Annotated in this window: 13 protein-coding genes and 1 pseudogene; 5 read left to right on the forward strand and 9 right to left on the reverse strand. The window is 68.9% G+C overall.

Annotated features, from left to right (window positions below; all coding sequences use genetic code 11):
- Positions 1 to 7: 7 nt before the first annotated feature.
- The 5 genes from alaS to AC1DGE_RS01855 form a co-directional block, all read right to left on the reverse strand.
- Positions 8 to 2,686, reverse strand: a complete 2,679-nt coding sequence (alaS, locus tag AC1DGE_RS01835; protein WP_476916778.1) for an alanine--tRNA ligase — start codon at positions 2,684 to 2,686, stop codon at positions 8 to 10.
- 197 nt (positions 2,687 to 2,883) lie between these two features.
- Positions 2,884 to 3,138 carry a DUF6167 family protein gene (locus AC1DGE_RS01840; protein WP_441417704.1) on the reverse strand — a complete coding sequence of 85 codons (255 nt, stop codon included), beginning with the start codon at positions 3,136 to 3,138 and terminating at the stop codon, positions 2,884 to 2,886.
- Positions 3,139 to 3,167: 29 nt separating this feature from the next.
- Positions 3,168 to 3,542, reverse strand: a complete 375-nt coding sequence (locus AC1DGE_RS01845; RefSeq protein WP_175321020.1) for a DUF948 domain-containing protein — start codon at positions 3,540 to 3,542, stop codon at positions 3,168 to 3,170.
- Positions 3,543 to 3,689: 147 nt separating this feature from the next.
- The gene (rpsD, locus tag AC1DGE_RS01850) at positions 3,690 to 4,316 is read right to left on the reverse strand and encodes a 30S ribosomal protein S4 (RefSeq protein WP_091251848.1); all 627 of its coding nucleotides are present in this window, start codon (positions 4,314 to 4,316) and stop codon (positions 3,690 to 3,692) included.
- A gap of 181 nt (positions 4,317 to 4,497) precedes the next feature.
- Positions 4,498 to 5,811 carry a replication-associated recombination protein A gene (locus AC1DGE_RS01855; protein ID WP_476916888.1) on the reverse strand — a complete coding sequence of 438 codons (1,314 nt, stop codon included), beginning with the start codon at positions 5,809 to 5,811 and terminating at the stop codon, positions 4,498 to 4,500.
- A 212-nt stretch (positions 5,812 to 6,023) separates the two neighbouring features.
- Here AC1DGE_RS01855 and AC1DGE_RS01860 point away from each other — a divergent pair, with 212 nt between their 5' ends.
- Entirely contained in the window at positions 6,024 to 6,671 is a 648-nt protein-coding gene (locus tag AC1DGE_RS01860; RefSeq protein WP_476916779.1) for an acVLRF1 family peptidyl-tRNA hydrolase, read from the forward strand.
- A gap of 107 nt (positions 6,672 to 6,778) precedes the next feature.
- Here AC1DGE_RS01860 and AC1DGE_RS01865 read toward each other — a convergent pair.
- Positions 6,779 to 7,516: pseudogene (locus AC1DGE_RS01865) on the reverse strand (GNAT family N-acetyltransferase); the annotation flags it as partial.
- Positions 7,517 to 7,607: 91 nt separating this feature from the next.
- The gene (gene aspS / locus AC1DGE_RS01870) at positions 7,608 to 9,389 is read right to left on the reverse strand and encodes an aspartate--tRNA ligase (RefSeq protein ID WP_441417701.1); all 1,782 of its coding nucleotides are present in this window, start codon (positions 9,387 to 9,389) and stop codon (positions 7,608 to 7,610) included.
- Between the two features lie 96 nt (positions 9,390 to 9,485).
- Here aspS and AC1DGE_RS01875 point away from each other — a divergent pair, with 96 nt between their 5' ends.
- Entirely contained in the window at positions 9,486 to 10,796 is a 1,311-nt protein-coding gene (locus AC1DGE_RS01875) for an APC family permease (RefSeq protein ID WP_476916780.1), read from the forward strand.
- A 23-nt stretch (positions 10,797 to 10,819) separates the two neighbouring features.
- Here AC1DGE_RS01875 and hisS read toward each other — a convergent pair whose 3' ends face one another.
- Complete coding sequence (gene hisS, locus AC1DGE_RS01880; protein ID WP_476892464.1) at positions 10,820 to 12,184, reverse strand: histidine--tRNA ligase; 1,365 nt, start codon at positions 12,182 to 12,184, stop codon at positions 10,820 to 10,822.
- A gap of 236 nt (positions 12,185 to 12,420) precedes the next feature.
- Here hisS and AC1DGE_RS01885 point away from each other — a divergent pair, with 236 nt between their 5' ends.
- From AC1DGE_RS01885 to AC1DGE_RS01895, 3 genes are all read left to right on the forward strand, one after another.
- On the forward strand, positions 12,421 to 13,227 hold the full coding sequence (locus AC1DGE_RS01885; protein ID WP_441417698.1) for a peptidylprolyl isomerase: 807 nt from the start codon (positions 12,421 to 12,423) through the stop codon (positions 13,225 to 13,227).
- Positions 13,228 to 13,288: 61 nt separating this feature from the next.
- Positions 13,289 to 14,917 (forward strand): DUF349 domain-containing protein, encoded by a 1,629-nt coding sequence (locus tag AC1DGE_RS01890; RefSeq protein ID WP_476916781.1) that lies wholly within the window; start codon positions 13,289 to 13,291, stop codon positions 14,915 to 14,917.
- Between the two features lie 91 nt (positions 14,918 to 15,008).
- A complete protein-coding gene (locus AC1DGE_RS01895) occupies positions 15,009 to 15,692 on the forward strand; it encodes a hypothetical protein (protein WP_476916782.1) in 684 nt (227 codons plus the stop codon).
- 13 nt (positions 15,693 to 15,705) lie between these two features.
- On the opposite strand, the gene AC1DGE_RS01900 is transcribed toward AC1DGE_RS01895, so the two are convergent.
- Positions 15,706 to 18,099 carry a RelA/SpoT family protein gene (locus AC1DGE_RS01900; RefSeq protein ID WP_441417695.1) on the reverse strand — a complete coding sequence of 798 codons (2,394 nt, stop codon included), beginning with the start codon at positions 18,097 to 18,099 and terminating at the stop codon, positions 15,706 to 15,708.
- Between the last annotated feature and the right edge of the window lie 31 nt (positions 18,100 to 18,130).

Below are 18,130 nucleotides of genomic sequence, written 5' to 3' on the forward strand. Positions count from 1 at the left end.
TCCTGGGTTAGCGCCGGGTAATGGCGTCCACGACGGCGGAGAGGGCCGCGCCGACCTTGGAAGCGTCGGTGCCGCCGCCCTGTGCAACGTCGTCCTTGCCGCCGCCGCCGCCGCCGAGGATACCGGCGGCGAGGCGGACCAGCGCACCGGCCTTGACGCCGGCGGACCGGGCAGCCTCGTTGGTGGCGATCAGGATGACCGGGCGGTCGTTGCTGACGCCGGCGACCGCGACGGCGGCCGGCTCGGAGCCCAGCCGGGTCCGGAGGTCAAGGGCGAGGCCGCGAAGGTCGTCGGCCCCGCTGACCAGGCCGGCATCGTGGGCGATCACCTTGACGCCGGCGGCGTCCTTGGCGGTGCCTACCAACTGCGCTGCGGCAGCCGTGAGCTGTTCCTTGCGGAGCCGCTCGAGTTCCTTTTCCGCCGTCTTCAGCTTGTTCAGGGTGCTGGCGATCCGCTCGGTGAGCAGGCCGGAAGGAACCTTGAGCATCTCGGTGAGTTCGGTGACCAGGGCGCGTTCAGCAGCGAGGTGCCGGAACGCGTCCATGCCGACGAAGGCCTCCACGCGGCGGTTTCCCGAACCAACGGACTGTTCGCCGAGCAGCGACAGGCTGCCGATCAGCGAGGTGTTGGACACGTGCGTTCCGCCACAAAGCTCACGGGACCAGGCGCCGTCGATCTCCACGACGCGGACCTCGTTGCCGTAGTTCTCGCCGAACAGCGCCATGGCGCCGAGGGCCTTCGCTTCGGCCAGGCCCATGACCTTGGTCTGCACCTGGAAGTTGTTCCGGATGGCGATGTTGGACACTTCTTCGATCTCGGAGCGGGTGGCGGCGCTGAGGCCCTCACCCCAGGCGAAGTCGAAGCGGAGGTAGCCGGCCTTGTTGAACGAACCGCGCTGCGTAGCCTCCGGGCCGAGGATCTGGTGCAGGGCCGCGTGCACGATGTGCGTACCGGTGTGCGCCTGCTCGGCGGCGTGGCGGCGTTCCCGGTCCACGGCGGCCTGGACCAGTGAGTCGGCTCCGATTTCGCCCTCGCGGACGATTGCCTTGTGCACGCTCAGGCCCTTGATGGGCCGCTGCACGTCAAGGACCTCGACGACGAAGCCGTCTCCGGTGATCAGCCCGGTGTCGGCGGCCTGGCCGCCGGCTTCGGCGTAGAACGGGGTCTCGGCCAGGACCAGTTCGATTTCCTCGCCGGTGGAGGCCTGCGAGACCTTCCGGCCGCCGGCCAGGATGCCGCGCACCTTGGATTCGCCGGCAAGCTCGGTGTAGCCGGTGAAGACGGTCTCCCCCGCGGCCAGCAGCTCCTGGAAGGCGCTGAGGTCCGCGTGGGCGCCCTTCTTGCCCTTGGCGTCCGCCTGGGCGCGCTGGCGCTGTTCCAGCATGAGTTTGCGGAACTCCGGCTCGTCGACCTTGAGCCCGGCTTCCTCGGCCATTTCAAGGGTGAGGTCGATCGGGAAGCCGTAGGTGTCGTGCAGCGCGAAGGCGTCGGCGCCGGAGAGCGGCTGGCCGGCGGCCTTGGATTCCTTCACGGCGTCCTCGAGCCGCGCGGTGCCGGAGGCGATGGTGCGCAGGAACGCCTTCTCCTCGGCGTAGGCGATCCGGCTGATCCGGTCGAAGTCGGTCTCCACGATCGGGTAGACACCCTTCATGGCGTCGCGGGAGGCGGGCAGCAGCTCGGGCAGGCAGGCCTTTTCGACGCCGAGGAGCCGCATCGAGCGCACCGCCCGGCGGATCAGGCGGCGCAGCACGTAGCCGCGGCCCTCGTTGGAGGGGGTGACGCCGTCGGCGATCAGCATCAGGGCAGAGCGGATGTGGTCTGCCACCACGCGCATCCTGACGTCGTCCGTGTGGTGGGGGTCCGCCGGGGTTTCCGCGGAGGTGTATTCCTTGCCGGAGAGCGCGGCGGCCTTGTCGATCACCGGACGGACCTGGTCCGTCTCGTACATGTTCTCGACGCCCTGCAGGATCATTGCGAGGCGTTCCATGCCGAGGCCGGTGTCGATGTTCTTCTTCGGCAGTTCGCCGGTGATGTCGAAGTCCACCTTGGAGCGGACGTTGTCGATCTGGTACTGCATGAAGACGAGGTTCCAGATTTCGATGTACCGGGTCTCGTCGGCCAGCGGGCCGCCCTCGATGCCGTAGGCCGGGCCGCGGTCGTAGTAGATCTCGGAGCAGGGGCCGGCCGGGCCGGGCTGGCCGGTGGACCAGTAGTTGTCCGCCTTGCCCATCCGCTGGATCCGCTCGGCCGGGACGCCGGTGTTCTTGAGCCAGAGTTCCTTGGCCTCGTCGTCCTCTTCGTAGACGGTGACCCAGAGGCGCTCGGGCGGCAGGCCGTAGCCGCCGTCGTCGACGCTCGTGGTGAGCAGTTCCCAGGCGAAGTTGATGGCGTCTTCCTTGAAGTAGTCGCCGAAGGAGAAGTTGCCGCACATCTGGAAGAACGTGCCGTGCCGCGCGGTCTTGCCGACCTCTTCGATGTCGCCGGTGCGGATGCACTTCTGCACGCTGGTGGCGCGGGAGTAGGGGGCTTCCTCACGCGCGGTGAGGTACGGGATGAAGGGGACCATGCCGGCCACGGTGAACAGCAGGGAGGGGTCGCTGGAGACCAGGGAGGCGGAGGGCACGGCGGTGTGGCCCTTGCTGACAAAAAAGTCGATCCAGCGCTTGGTGATCTCCTGCGACTTCATAACCTGGTTACTTACCCTTCAATATGCACTGCGTAGTTGGTTCCGGGCTGGTTGCCTGCCACCGGTTTCTGCCAGCGGTGTGTGCCAACATGTGGGCGCGGGGCGCCGTGCTGCCAGCCTTCGGAAAATTCTTTGATGCGCCGGCCTGGTTCCGGCAGGCGCCCCGCGGGGCGCCGTTGTTTCCCATTCTCCCCCGGCTAGCGCCGGAGCGCATCCCGGCCGGTGACGGCGCCGTCTGCGCTGGCGTCCACCCCGAGGGCGGTGCGGAGTTCGGTTTCCCGCTCGAGCATCCCGACGCGGACGGCGTCGGCGAAGTCGTACACGCCGTCGGCGAGCCGGCCGACGGCACGGTTCAGGCCTTCGGGGCCAAGGGTCGACTGCGCCTCGGTGAGCTTGCGGAAAGCGATGACACCGATCGCGACGCCGATGCCCATCCAGATGATTCTGTTCATGTCAGATCCTGTCAGCGTGATCGGTTTGGTCAGCGGCTACGGCGGCCGGTGGCGGGCTTCTTGCGGGCTGAGAAGGCGGACCGCACACCGTAGCTGAAGGCGGCAACCTTGATCAGCGGCGAGCCGACGGTCGCGGCGACCAGCGAGGACAGCGCCGAGATGTTGGCGGAGGCGTCTGAGACGTTGGAGGCGATCCCGTCGACCTTCTTCAGCTGCTGGTTGGTGGTGGAGACGGTGGCGGTGACCTCATCCATGAGCGGGGTGGCGCCGTCGCTGATCGAGCGGATGGTGCTGCGGACCTCGTCGAACACACCACCGAGCTTGAGGATCGGTACGGCGAGCAGCAGGACCAGCAGTGCAAACACTCCGGCCGCGATCAGGCCGGCAATATCGCCACCAGACATAGACGTTCATCTCCTTGAAACTACGTGGATTCCTGCGTGGTCCTCCACTGGCCGGGCATGGCAAGCGGAGAACTCCCCCAAGTACCTTACATACAAAGAAGCCCGCGGCGCTTGCCACGGGCTTCTTTGTAAGGTGTCGCGTTGGATCTAGCGTGCGTAGAATTCCACGACGAGCTGCTCTTCGCAGGTCACGGGGATCTCGGAGCGCTTCGGGCGACGGACCAGGCGTGCCTGGAGGGCGTCAAGCTTGACGTCCAGGTAGGCCGGAACCATCGGCAGCACGTCGCGGTGCGCGCCGGCTGCTGCCACCTGGAACGGAGGCATGGTCTCGCTGCGGCTGTGGACGTGGACCAGCTGGCCCTCACCGACGCGGAAAGACGGGCGGTCAACGCGGATGCCGTCAACCAGGATGTGGCGGTGCACAACCAGCTGGCGGGCCTGGGCGATGGTGCGGGCGAAGCCGGCACGCAGCACGAGGGCGTCGAGACGCATTTCGAGCAGTTCGATCAGGTTTTCACCGGTCAGGCCCTTGGTGCGGCGTGCTTCTTCGAAGGCACGGGTCATCTGGGCTTCGCGGATGCCGTACTGGGCGCGCAGGCGCTGCTTTTCGCGCAGACGTACGGCGTAGTCGGAGTCCTGCTTCTTGCGGGCACGGCCATGCTCACCGGGGCCGTACGGGCGGCGCTCCATGTACTTGGCGGCCTTGGGGGTCAGAGCGATGCCGAGTGCACGCGAGAGGCGTGCGGTACGGCGAGCACGAGTGTTGTTAGCCACTTGTGTCCTTCCAATATCTGCGGTGTGTCAGTGTTACTGGCCTCCACGATGGAGAGCATCGGCCAACCGCTGCCTTTTGCTACTGGGCACAGGGCGAACCCATCAAATCAGCAGGAACTGCCGAGAACTGGTGGATTGTGCGTCCGTGCCTTGCCAGACAACGATCAATCCTACCAGAGGTTCACTTGCCCCGAATGATCTTCCGCAGCCGTTCCAGCCGGGTGGAGATGTCGCGTTCGGCGCCGTTGCCGGTGGGTTCGTAGTAGTTCCGGCCAACGAGGTCGTCCGGCGGGTACTGCTGGGTGGCCACCGCATGCGGCGCGTCGTGCGCGTACTTGTAGCCCTTGCCGTGCCCCAGCTGCTTGGATCCGGGATAGTGGGCGTCGCGCAGGTGCGCCGGGATGCCGTTGCCGAGGCCGGCACGGACGTCGGCGATCGCCTGGTTGATGCCCATGTACGCGGCGTTGGACTTCGGTGCGGTGGCAAGGTGGACCACGGCCTCGGCCAGGATGATGCGCCCCTCGGGCATGCCGATCAGCTGCACCGCCTGGGCCGCCGCCACCGCGGTCTGCAGCGCGGTGGGGTCGGCCATGCCGACGTCCTCGGCCGCGGAGATGACGATCCGGCGGGCCACGAAGCGGGGATCCTCCCCTGCCTCAAGCATCCGGGCCAGGTAGTGCAGCGCGGCGTCGACGTCGGATCCGCGGATGGACTTGATGAACGCGCTGGCGACGTCGTAGTGCTGGTCGCCAGCGCGGTCGTAGCGCACCGATGCGACGTCGAGGGCACGTTCGGTGTGCTTGAGCTCGATCCGGACGGGTGCATCTCCGCCCGCCCCGGCGATCCCGTCAGTGTCGTCCGCGTCCCCGAAGGCGACGCCGGCGGCGGCCTCCAGCGCCGTGAGCGCCCGGCGCGCGTCCCCGCCGGAGAGCCGCACCAGGTGGGCGAGTGCTTCCTCGTCCAGTTCCACCTTGCCGTTCAGGCCCCGCGCGTCCGAGGCGGCCCGGCGCAGGAGTCCTTCGACGTCGGCGTCGGTCAGCGGCTTAAGCGTCAGGAGCAGCGAGCGGGACAGCAGCGGCGACACCACGGAGAACGAGGGATTTTCCGTGGTGGCCGCGACCAGGACCACCCAGCGGTTTTCGACGCCGGGCAGCAGCGCATCCTGCTGGGCCTTGTTGAAGCGGTGGATCTCGTCGAGGAAGAGCACGGTGGTGGTCTTGTACAGGTCCCGCGCGGTGAGGGCCTCATCCATGACCCGGCGGACGTCCTTCACGCCGGCGGTGATGGCGGAGAGCTCGACGAACTTCCGGCCCGGGCCCTTGGCAATGACGTGTGCCAGCGTGGTCTTGCCGGTGCCGGGCGGGCCCCAGAGGATCAGCGAGCTCGGTCCGGCCGGTCCGGTGGCGTCGCTGCCGGCCGCCAGCTGGCGCAGCGGCGATCCCTGGCCCAGGAGGTGTTGCTGGCCCACAACGTCGTCGAGGCTGCGCGGCCGCATCCGGACGGCCAGCGGGCTGCGCGGAGTGGAGCGGGCTGTTGTGCCGCTCGGGGAGCTGGCACCTCCGGACTCTTCGGCGTCGACGTCGTTGGTCGCCGACGCGTTGTCCTGCCCTGAGCCAAAGAGATCATCCACATAGATAGGCTACTTCTAGTTCCTGCCCGCCCCGACACGGCGGCCGCCCCTGCACCCTCACAACGGAGATCCGCGCCATGGCCAGCCCCGACACCCGTGTGGCGTTCGTCTCCGGCGGACGGCTGCCCGGCTGGGTGGAGCGGTTCCGCGCCAGCCACGGGGAGTTGCGGGAGGAGCCCGACGACGCCGGCCTGCGGCTGCTCGCGGCCGACGGCGCCACCGCCCTGCTGCTCCCGCCCTGGCCCGACGGCGGACGGCCCGGCCGCGGGAACGATCCCGTGGCCCGGCTGGCATCGCTGGCCTCGCAGCCGCGCCGGCTCGGCCTGGTGCTGGTGCGCCGCGGCGGCTACTCGGTGGCGGTGGTGTCCGAGGGCCGGGTGCTCGCCGCCAAAACCGGGACCCGGCATGTGCAGTCCCGCACCGCGGYCGGCGGCTGGTCCCAGCAGCGCTTCGCCCGGCGCCGCGCCAACCAGGCCGACGCCCTGGTGGAGGCCGTGGCCGAGCATGCCGCCCGGATTTTCGCGGACCACAGCGTCGAATACCTCGCCCCGGGCGGGGACCGCAGCCTGGCCGAGCAGGTACTCGCCGAACCCGTGCTCAAGCGCTACGCGGCGCTGGTCCGGCTGCCGTTCCTGGACGTCCCGGACCCGCGGGCGGCCGTGCTGAAGAAGGCCGCGGCCGACGCGTGTGCGGTGCGGATCATGGTCACAGACCCGCCGGCGTAGGGCGCACGCTCTCCCCACCCGGCCGTTTCGACGGTTCCGTGCCCGTTCGACGCTGCGAAACACCTTGTGTGCTGTCGCTTGGGGCGCTCCTGCCGGTACAGATACCGGCCGGACTCCTCGAAGCCGGCGCGGGCGTAGAGTTCCTGGGCCCCGGTGTTGGCCGCCGTGACGAGCAGCCAGTAGCCGRCCAGGTCCCGGCGCGTTCCCTCACCCAGCAATGCGTGCAGCACCCTGGCGGCGTAACCTCGACGGCGCGCGTCGGGACGGGTCGCCATGCAGTAGAGACCACCCCACCGGGGGCTGCCAGGTTCCGCGACAGGCAGGGCAAGGCGTCCGACGGCGGCGGGGGCGCCGTCGGCGTCCCGCACGAGGGCGTAGAGCGAGGGACAACCGGTCAGGATGCCGCGGGCCACGCCCAGTGCCGTCTCGTCGCCGCGGCCGTCGACGCTCCCCCACAGCTGCAGCCACTCGCCGGAGGGTTCCGTGGAGAGCTCGACGCCGCGGGCCGAACCCGGAGCCGGCCTACCTCCGGCCCGGACCAGGACGAGGGTTTCCGACTGGCGGGTGAAACCTTCGGTATCGAGAAGGGCGTTGAGCGGCGCGGAGCGCGGGTCGTCGAAGACCTGGAAGATCAGCGGCTGGCGGCGGGCCCGGTACCAGAGCCGGGCGTCCCGGAGCGCGGCGAGCTGCGCGTTCGGGTCAGCTCCCGGCTGGCGGGGCCACACCGAGTTGGCCCGCTGCGTCACGCCCGAGGCAGCCCGAAGCTCCCAGCCGCCGCACTCCTCACGGTCGGCGGCTGGCCACGCGGCGTCCATCAGGGCCTCAAGGCCGGGCACTGCTTCCATGTTCGTGACCTCCGCAAAAGAAATGACCGCCGGTTTGAACGGCAAAGGCCCCCCGGTTGCCCGGGGAGCCTTTGCTGCTGATCCCGTCAGGCTACTTTGAGCCCTCGTCCTTCTTGGCTTCCGGCTTGAAGTCGACGCCGGCCTCCTTGCGCTGCTGCGCCGTGATGGGCGCGGGCGCCTGGGTCAGCGGGTCGTAGCCGCCGCCGGACTTCGGGAAGGCAATGACGTCGCGGATGGAGTCCACGCCGGCGAGCAGCGAGACCACGCGGTCCCAGCCGAACGCGATGCCGCCGTGCGGGGGCGCCCCGAACTTGAAGCCCTCGAGCAGGAAGCCGAACTTCTCCTGGGCGTCCTCGTGCGAGAGGCCCATGACCTTAAAGACCCGCTCCTGGATGTCGCCCTGGTGGATACGGATGGAGCCGCCGCCGATTTCGTTGCCGTTGCAGACAATGTCGTAGGCGTAGGCCAGCGCGGTTTCCGGGTCCGTGTCGAAGCTGTCCATGAATTCCGGTTTGGGCGAGGTGAATGCGTGGTGCACGGCCGTCCACTTGCCGCCGCCGACGGCGACGTCGCCGGACGCGACGGCCGCTGCCGCCGGTTCGAACATCGGCGCGTCGACCACCCAGCAGAACGCCCAGTCGCTCGGGTTGATCAGGCCGGTGCGGTGGCCGATCTCGACCCGGGCGGCGCCGAGCAGCGCACGGGACGGGGTCTTCTCACCGGCGGCGAAGAAGATGCAGTCGCCGGGCTTGGCGCCGACGGCGTCGGCGAGGCCGGCGCGTTCGGTCTCGGTCAGGTTCTTGGCCACCGGACCGGCAAGCTCGCCGTCTTCCTTGAAGAGCACGTAGGCGAGGCCCTTGGCGCCGCGCTGCTTGGCCCATTCCTGCCAGGCATCCAGGGCCCGGCGGGCCTGCGAGGCGCCGCCCGGCATCACGACGGCACCAACATAGGGCGCCTTGAAGACGCCGAAGTTCGTGTCTTTGAAGAACTCGGTGAGCTCGGTCAGCTCCAGGCCGAAGCGCAGGTCCGGCTTGTCCGAGCCGTAGCGGGCCATCGCATCGTTGTAGGTGATGCGCTGGATCGGGGTGGGGATCTCGACGTCGATCAGCTTCCACAGCGCCTTCACGATGCTCTCGCCGAGGCCGATGATGTCATCCTGCTCCACGAAGCTGGCTTCGATGTCGAGCTGGGTGAACTCCGGCTGGCGGTCGGCGCGGAAGTCCTCGTCGCGGTAGCAGCGGGCGATCTGGTAGTACTTCTCGAAGCCGCCGACCTGCAGGAGCTGCTTGAAGAGCTGCGGCGACTGCGGCAGCGCATACCAGGAACCCGGTGCGAGGCGGGCGGGGACGACGAAGTCGCGGGCGCCTTCCGGCGTCGAGCGGGTCAGCGTGGGCGTCTCGATCTCGACGTAGCCGTCCTGGTGCAGCAGTTCGCGGGCCACCCGGTTGGCTTCGGAGCGCAGGCGAAGGTTGCGGGCCGGGCCCGGGCGGCGCAGGTCCAGGTAGCGGTGCTTGAGGCGGGCTTCCTCGCCCACCTCAACGTGCTCGTCGATCTGGAACGGCAGCGGGTCGGAGGTGTTGAGGATGGTGACCTTCTCGGCCATGACCTCGATCTCGCCGGTGGCCAGCGCCGGGTTCTCGTTGCCCTCGGGACGCTTGGCGACGGTGCCGATTACCTGCAGCACGAACTCGTTGCGGAGGCCGTGGAAGACCTCTTCTTCGCGGACGACCACCTGGGCGACGCCCGAAGCGTCGCGCAGGTCCACGAATGCGACACCACCGTGGTCACGACGCCGGCCGACCCAGCCGGCGAGGGTTACGGTTTGTCCAATGTGCTCGGAGCGAAGGGATCCGAGGTCGTGTGTGCGCAGCACAGCTCGCCTTTCAGAAGGAAAACAGGGTGGTGTTAAATGGGACCGCTACGGGAACGATCCCGTTCGAGTTTACCCGTTGGAAAGGCCCCACCCGCCATGGCTAGCCATCCGCCCGTGCCGGGGCAGCTGAAGCGCCGACTCGGCGTCGTCGATTCCACCGCGATCGGTCTCGGCTCAATGCTGGGCGCCGGCGTGTTCGTGGTCTTCTCCCCCGCCGCAGCCCTCGCCGGGCCGCTGCTCACCGTCGCAGTGGCCCTGGCCGGCCTGGTGGCCTACTGCAACGCGGTGGCGTCGGCACAGCTGGCCGCCAGATATCCGTCCAGCGGCGGCACCTACGTGTACGGCCGCCGGCAGCTGGGCGAATGGCCCGGCTTCATCGCCGGGTGGGGTTTCGTGACCGGCAAGACGGCTTCCTGCGCGGCCATGGCTCTAACTTTCGGGCATTACTTGGCGCCCGGCTTCGCTATGCCGGTGGCGGTTGCCGCCGTCGTCGTGCTGACCGGCGTAAACCTGCTGGGCATCACCCGTACGGCGCTGCTGACCAAGATCCTGCTCGCCGTCGTGCTGGCCACGCTCGCGTTCGTTTCCGTGGCCTCGGTTATCGGCCCGCACCCGGAAGGCGCCGGCGCGGCACTGGGCGGACCGTTCGGGGCAATATCACTCCAGGCGCTACAGCCCGGTGCCACCGGCGGGGCGTGGGGCGTGTTGCCTGCGGCGGGGCTGATGTTCTTCGCCTTCGCCGGGTACGCACGGATCGCCACCCTGGGCGAAGAGGTCAAGGATCCAGCCACCACCATCCCGCGGGCCATCCTCGCCGCCCTCGCCGCGGCCTTCCTGATCTACCTCGGACTCGCGGCCCTGCTGCAGTGGCACCTGCCGGCGGACCAACTGGCCGGCTCATCCGCCCCGCTGCTCGACGCCGTGACCAACTCGTCGCTGCGCGCCGGCGCCCCCTTCGTACAGGCCGGGGCCRCCGCCGCGTGCCTCGGCGCCCTGCTGGCGCTGATCACCGGCGTGGGCCGGACCACCATGGCGATGGCCCGGGAAAGGGACCTGCCCGCCCCGCTGGCCCGGGTCGGCGGGGCGCACACTGTTCCGGTCGTGGCCGAGCTGACCGTCGCCGCGGCCGTGATCGTGCTGTTGCTGACCACGAACGTGCTGACGGTGGTGGGCTTCTCCAGTTTCGGTGTGCTGATCTACTACGCCGTGACGAATGCCGCCGCGTTCACCCTCACGGGCCCCCGCCGCCTCGCCCGGCGCTGGCTCAATGCCCTCGGATTCGCCGGCTGCCTGGTCCTGGCCGTGACACTGCCGCCCGCCTCGGTGCTGGTCATGGCGGCGGTGCTGGCTGTGGGCGTCGCCGGACGGTTCCTGGTGCTGGCGCACCGCGGGCGCAGCGGACGCTGAAACGGTGCGCGCCGCGGAAGGGCTTAGGCCCTGGTCACGCGGACGTGCAGGTCCTCCTCGGCCGGCGCCCAGCCGGCCGGATCGGCGTCGCCCTGCTCGCCGGTGCGGATGTCCTTGACCTGGTGCTTGCCGTCGTCGTCGGTGAACCAGACGAACGGGATGCCGCGGCGGTCCGCGAACTTGATTTGCTTGCCGAACTTCTCTGCCTTTGCCGCGACCTCCGTGGCGATCCCGCGGGCGCGCAGCTGCGCCGCGACGTCCTGCGCCGCCCCCCAGCTCTCGTCGTTGGTCAGCGCCACCAGAACGGCGGTGGGCACGGCCCGGGACGCCTTGGCCAGCTCCTGGCTGAGCATGCGCGACACCAGCCGGGTCACGCCGATCGACAGTCCGACGCCGGGGAACTTCCGGTTGCCCTTGCTCGCCAGCGCGTCGTACCGGCCGCCGGAGCAGATCGAACCCAGCTGCTCGTGGCCCACCAGGACAGTTTCCACCACGGTGCCGGTGTAGTAGTCCAGACCGCGGGCGATGCTGAGGTCCGCGACCACCTTGCCCGGCGCGCGCTGGACGGCGGCGGCTATGACCTGCTCCAGCTCGTTGAGGCCTTCCTCGAGCAGCTCGTTGCTCACGCCGAGCGCCCGGACCTGCTGCACGAACGAGGTGTCCCCGGTTCGGATTCCGGCCAGCTTGAGCGCTGCCTGCGCCTGCTCCTCGGTCGCGCCGAGCTCGGTCTGGAGCAGCTCAGCGACCTTGGCCGCGCCGATCTTCTCGAGCTTGTCGATGCTGCGCAGGACCCCTGCCGTGTCGGTCAGGCCGATGCCGTTGTAGAAGCCCTCGGCCAGTTTGCGGTTGTTGACCCGGAGCAGGAAGTCCGGGATCGGCAGGGCACCCAGCGCCTCAGCGATCACAAGCGCGATTTCGACGTCGTAGCGGAACGGCAGCTCGCCGTCGCCGACGATGTCGATGTCCGCCTGGGTGAACTCGCGGGCGCGGCCCTCCTGCGGACGCTCACCGCGCCAGACTTTCTGGATCTGGTAGCGCCGGAACGGGAACGCCAGGTAACCGGCGTTCTCCACCACGTAGCGCGCGAACGGCACGGTGAGGTCGTAGTGCAGGGCCAGGGCGTGCGGATCGGCCTTGTGGGACGCGGCTGGGTCGCTCGCAGCGCCGCCGGCCCCCTCGTCGTCCTGCAGCCGGCTGAGGCCGTAGACCTCTTTGTCGATTTCGCCCTTGCGGAGCAGCTGTCCCACCGTCTCCACGGCGCGCGTCTCAATGGAGGAGAAGCCGTGCAGTTCAAAGGTCCGCCGCAGGGTGTCCAGCACATGCAGTTCCACCAGCCGCTCCTCGGGAAGCCACTCGGGGAATCCGGACAGGGAGGCGGTGCGTGCCATGGTGGAATTTTCTCCTCTGATAACGACGGCGGCTGCAACGGCCGCGGCGTCGCGCGCTGACCGGCCAGTCGTGCATAAACTGTGTGCGGCAGTCAGTTTATGCTTTCGGCGCGCGCATCTCTAATGCGCGGCTCTGAAACGGTTGCCGCCGGCAGTACTGCCGGAAGCTTGCGTGTTGCACCCGGATCGGCGCCGACGGCGCGGCCCGGGGTGCGGCCCTACAACCAGGAGGACTTTTGGCGGCCAGTTCACGGAGCGCCCGCGAAGCCAAGCGGCGCGTCCAGCAGATGGAGGCGAAGCGCGAGCTGCGCCGGGAGCAGGACAAACGCCGGAAACGCGACAATGTCCTCGCGACCGCCGGCGGCGCCGCCGCCCTCGTCCTCGCCGTCGTGCTGCAGCTGACGGTGTTTTCCAGCAATCCCAGCGAGGACGAGTTCAAGGCCGCGGAAGCCGGGCTGCAGAGCCCGTCGGCCTCCGCCACCCCGTCCCCCGCCGCGAGCAACGGCGCGAACATTCCGAAGCCGGAGACCGCGTCCGGCAAGACCTTCACCGGCACCCTGGCCCTCAACCGCGGCAGCCTGGGGGTCACGTTGGACGGCAGCAAGGCTCCGCAGGCGGCCGCCGTGTTCAAGTCCCTCGCGGACAAAAACTTCTACAAGGGCCTCAGCTGCCACCGGCTTACCACCGCCGCGTCCTTTGGCGTGCTGCAGTGCGGTTCCAAGTCCGGGGACGGCAGCGGCGACCCCGCGTACACCTGGGGTCCGCTGGAAAACACCCCTGCCGACAACAAGTACCCGGCCGGCACCATCGCCGTGGCACGGACCGGCGGCAACGCGTACGGCAATGGAACCCAGTTCTTCATCGTTTACAAGGACACCGTGATCCCCGCCGACGCCGCCGGCGGTTACACGGTGGTCGGCAAGGTCACGTCCGGGCTGGACGTGGTCAAGAAGATTGCGGCTGCCGGCGTCAAACCCGGCGCCAGCGCCACGGACGGCGCACCTGTGGAACCAGTCACGATAGACTCGTTCTCTCTGAAGTAACCAGCCGGGGCCCTCGCGGCCGCGGTGCCGGTATTTCCCTCCAAGCGAAAGACTTCTAGCGGTGACAGACAGTCAGAAATCCGACGAAACAGTGGCAGCAGCTGCCAACGAGACCGAAGCCGAGGTTACGGTGACCGAGACGGCCAACGAGCCCGGCGGCGCCAACCCGGCCACGCCGGAAGTACAGGAGACGGGAGCCCCGGAGCCCGCGGCAACGGAGGCCGACGCCGCATCCGCAGAGGCGGACGTGCAGCCCGAGGCCGAGGAAGCAGTCCAGCCCGAGGCCGCCGCCGCCGCCGCAGAATCCGCACCGGATTCCCGCCCGGCCCCGGCTCCCGCGCCCCGTCCGGCCCCGTCACCCGCCGCCTTTGCCGCACGCCCGAAGGCAACGCCATCGCTGGCCGCGCCCGCAGCCACCCCCTCCTCGAGTGCCACATCGCTTGCCGAGGCAGCACGCTGGGGCCGCGTCGAGGGCGACGGCCACGTGTTCCTGACCATCGATGGCGAGGAACACCCCGTCGGCCAGTACCCCGGCGTCAGCGATGATGAGGCCCTCGGCTACTTCGCCCGCAAGTACGACGACGTCGTGGCCCAGATCGTCCTGCTCGAGCAGCGCGTTGCCTCCAAGGCCCCCGCGACGGACATGCAGAAGACAGTCACGCACCTGCGCGAGCTGCTGGCCGAGCGCAACATGGTGGGCGACCTCCGAGCCGCGGAGGGTCGCCTGGACACGCTGTCGGGCCAGATCACCGAACTCGAAAAGACCGAGAAGGCGGAGCACGACGCCGTCCGCGCCGCCGAGCTGGCAGCCCGCGAAGCGATCGTGGCCGAGGCCGAGGAGATCGCCGGGCACGATCCCGCGCAGATCCAGTGGAAGACCTCCAGCGCCCGGATGAACGAGCTCTTCGAGAGCTGGAAGACCGCCCAGAAGAGCGGCGTCCGGCTTGGCCGCAGCAACGAGGACGCGCTGTGGAAGCGGTTCCGCGCCGCCCGCACCGTCTTCGACCGCCACCGCCGCGCGTACTTCTCGCAGCTGGACAGCAACAACTCCGCGGCCAAGGCGGCCAAGGAGAAGCTGATCACCGAGGCCGAAGCGCTGTCCTCCTCGACCGACTGGGGCTTCGCTGCCGGCGAATACCGCCGCCTGATGGATCAGTGGAAGGCCTCGCCGCGCGCCAGCCGCAAGGACGACGACGCCCTGTGGGCACGTTTCCGCGCCGCGCAGGACGTCTTCTTCACCAATCGCCAGGCCGCCAACGAGGAGATCGACCAGGAGTACGGGGCGAACCTCAAGGTGAAGGAAGCCCTGCTGGTGGAGGCCAACGAACTGCTCCCGATCAAGGACCTCGCCGCGGCCAAGAAGGCGCTGCAGTCCATCCGTGACCGCTGGGAGGAAGCCGGCAAGGTTCCCCGCGCGGACATGGGCCGGATCGAAGCCGGCCTGCGGAAGGTGGAGGACGCCGTCCGCCACGCCGAGGACGAGAACTGGAAGCGGTCGAACCCGGAAACGAAGGCCCGCACCAACAGCGCCCTCTCCCAGCTGGAGTCTGCCATCGCGGGGCTGAAGGACGATCTGGCCAAGGCCGAGAAAGCCGGCGACGAGCGCAAGATCAAGGCAGCCCAGGAAGCCCTGGAGGCCCGCCAAGCCTGGCTTGAGCAGCTCGAGCGGTCAGCCAGCGAACTCTCCTAGGAACAGCCAGCAGCGACAGGCCCCTCCCGGTTATCCACATGACCGGGACGGGGCCTGTTTCGCGTCCGGGGCCACGCGGCACGATGGCTGAATGACCCTGCGCCCCGGCTACCCCGCCGCCAGTTCCCCGGGTGCCGGCCCCGCGGCTGGCGGCCAGCCGGCGTCCGCTCCGGGCCAGCCCGGCGGTGCACCGTCGGTGCTCTACTCCCCCGGGACGCTGTTCTCATGGGCGGAGCTGCAGGCCATGGCGTCCGACGGCGTGCTGACGCAACTCTCCCAGCGCGGCTACCTCGCGCCCGGCGCCGCGTCCACCCCGCAGCTGCGCGCCCGGGCGGCGGCCTGCACCATTCCGCCGCCAATCCGGCAGCGCGTGGTCGCGGGACGGATGACGGCGGCGTGGATCTACGGCTGCGCCGGGGAACCGGACCGGACGGCCCTGCTCGTGGACGCCAACCGGCGCGTTTCAAGCCTCCGGGCCACCCGCGGCTGCACCTTCCATGAGGTGCGGCTGGGGCCGTTCGACGTCGTCAGCCTCGGCGGGCTCATGGTCTCCAGTCCGCTGCGGACGGCAGTGGACATCGCCCTGCATGTGGACGCAGAGCGGGCAGTGCCCGCCCTCGGAGCCTTCCTGGCCGCGCCGGAGCTGAACGTGCGGCTGCGGTTGCTCATCCGCGCGGTGGAGGCCACGCCCCGGCTGCCGTACCGGAGGTCGGCCCTGGCGAAACTCGCGGCCTTGCTGCCGGAGCAGGACCGCGGCACTGTCCCGGATTGTTAGCCGGTCCGGGATGCTAGCTGCGGCGGCGGTTGCCCGTGGTGCGATAGACGTCGAAGACACCGTCGATGCGCCGGACGGCACTGAGCACGTGGCTCAGGTACTTTGGATCGCCCATCTCGAACGCGAACTTGGAGATCGCCACCCGGTCGGTGGAGGTGTGCACGCTAGCGGCCAGGATGTTGACGTGGTTCTCCGAGAGGATCCGGGTGACGTCGGAGAGCAGGGACTTGCGGTCCAGGGCCTCCACCTGGATTTCCACCAGGAAGACGCTGGACTGGGTCGGCGCCCACTCCACCTCGACGATCCGGTCCGGCTGGTCCATCAGGCCGGACACGTTGGTGCAGTCGGTCCGGTGCACGGAGACGCCGGAACCGCGTGTGACGAAGCCCAGGATCGGGTCCGGCGGCACCGGGGTGCAGCAGCGTGCCAGTTTCACCCAGACGTCATCGACGCCGCGGACCACGACGCCGGAGTCCGAGTACCGCGTCTTGGTGACCTGCGTGGGGATCGAGATCTCGGTGAGGTCGTCCTCGGGAGTTTCGTTCCCTCCGAGGCTCTCGACGAGCCGCTCCATCACGGACTGGGCCGAGGTGTGGCCGTCGCCCACGCCCGCGTAGAGCCCGGAGATGTCCGCGTACTTGAAGTCCTCGGCAATCGCGGCGAGGGCGTCGTGGGTCATCAGGCGCTGCAGCGGAAGGTTCTGCTTGCGCATTGCCTTGGTGAGCAGTTCCTTGCCGCGGTCGATCGCCTCTTCGCGGCGTTCCTTGCTGAACCACTGCCGGATCTTGTTCCGCGCACGGGCACTCTTGACGAAGTGCTGCCAGTCCTGGCTGGGGCCGGCGCCTTCGGCCTTGGAGGTGAAGATCTCCACCCAGTCGCCGTGGTTGAGTTCGCTGTTGAGCGGCACGAGTTTGCCGTTGACGCGCGCGCCGATGGTCCGGTGCCCGACTTCGGTGTGGACCGCGTACGCAAAGTCCACCGGCGTCGAACCGGCCGGGAGGGCCATGACCTCGCCCTTGGGCGTGAACACGAACACTTCGCGGGCGTTGATCTCGAAGCGCAGCGAATCGAGGAACTCGCCGGGGTCGGAGGTTTCCTGCTGCCAGTCCACGAGCGACCGCAGCCAGCCCATGTCCCCGTCGCGCGGGCTCCCCGGACCGGCCGCCGTGCGGTTGGGCTGGTCCTTGTACTTCCAGTGCGCGGCGACGCCGTATTCGGCGCGGCGGTGCATCTCGTGGGTCCTGATCTGGATTTCCACCGGCTTGCCGCCCGGGCCGATCACCGTGGTGTGCAGCGACTGGTACATGTTGAACTTCGGCATCGCGATGTAGTCCTTGAACCGGCCCGGGAGCGGGTTCCAGCGCGAGTGCATGGCACCGAGGGCTGCATAACAGTCGCGCACCGAGTCGACGAGAACCCGGACACCCATCAGGTCGTTGATGTCGTCGAAGTCCTTATCGCGGACGATCATCTTCTGGTAGATCGAGTAATAGTGCTTGGGCCGGCCGGTGATCGTGGCCTTGATCTTGGCCGCGCGCAGATCCTCGGTGATCTGGTTGCGGATGACGGCGAGGTTCTTCTCCCGCTCTGGGGTGCGGTCCCCCACCATGCGCACGATTTCCTCGTAGACCTTGGGGTACAGCGCAGCGAAGGAGAGGTCCTCGAGTTCCCACTTGATTGTGTTCATGCCGAGCCGGTGGGCCAGCGGCGCAAAGATCTCCAGGGTTTCGCGGGCTTTGCGGGCCGAGGACTCGGCCGAGACAAAACGCCAGGTGCGGGCGTTGTGCAGCCGGTCCGCAAGCTTGATCATGAGCACGCGGATGTCCTTGGCCATGGCCACGACCATCTTGCGCACGGTCTCGGACTGGGCGGCCTCGCCGAAGCTGACCTTGTCCAGCTTGGTCACGCCGTCGACCAGCATGGCCACCTCCGGACCGAACTCACCCTTGAGATCATCCAGGGTGTACGAGGTGTCCTCGACGGTGTCGTGCAGCAGCGCGGCGGCCAGCGTCGTCCCGCTCAATCCCAGCTCGGCCAGGATCGTCGCCACGGCCACCGGGTGTGTGATGTACGGGTCGCCGCTCTTGCGCTTTTGTCCGCGGTGGCATCGTTCCGCCACGACGAAGGCGCGCTGGATCAGTTCGAAGTCGTCCTTGGGGTTGTTGGCGCGCACGGTGCGCAGCAACGGCTCCAGAATCGGCGAGTACGAGGGCGTTCCGCGGCCGGTCAGGCGCGCCAGCCGGGAGCGGGTGCGTTCGCGGCGTCCGGGGAAGGTGGGCCGGGTTCCGGAGTTGTCGACGGGCACGGCCGTGTCCGGGCGTCCGGCAGCGACCACGCCAGTCTGGGGCCCCTGGCCGGTAGCCTTATCCGCCGGGGCTGCAGGCACCGGCGTCGAACGTTCTTCCAATGAAGCACCTCTCACAACCCGTTAATTATTC

This window comes from Arthrobacter sp. 05N425 (genome assembly GCF_056397125.1).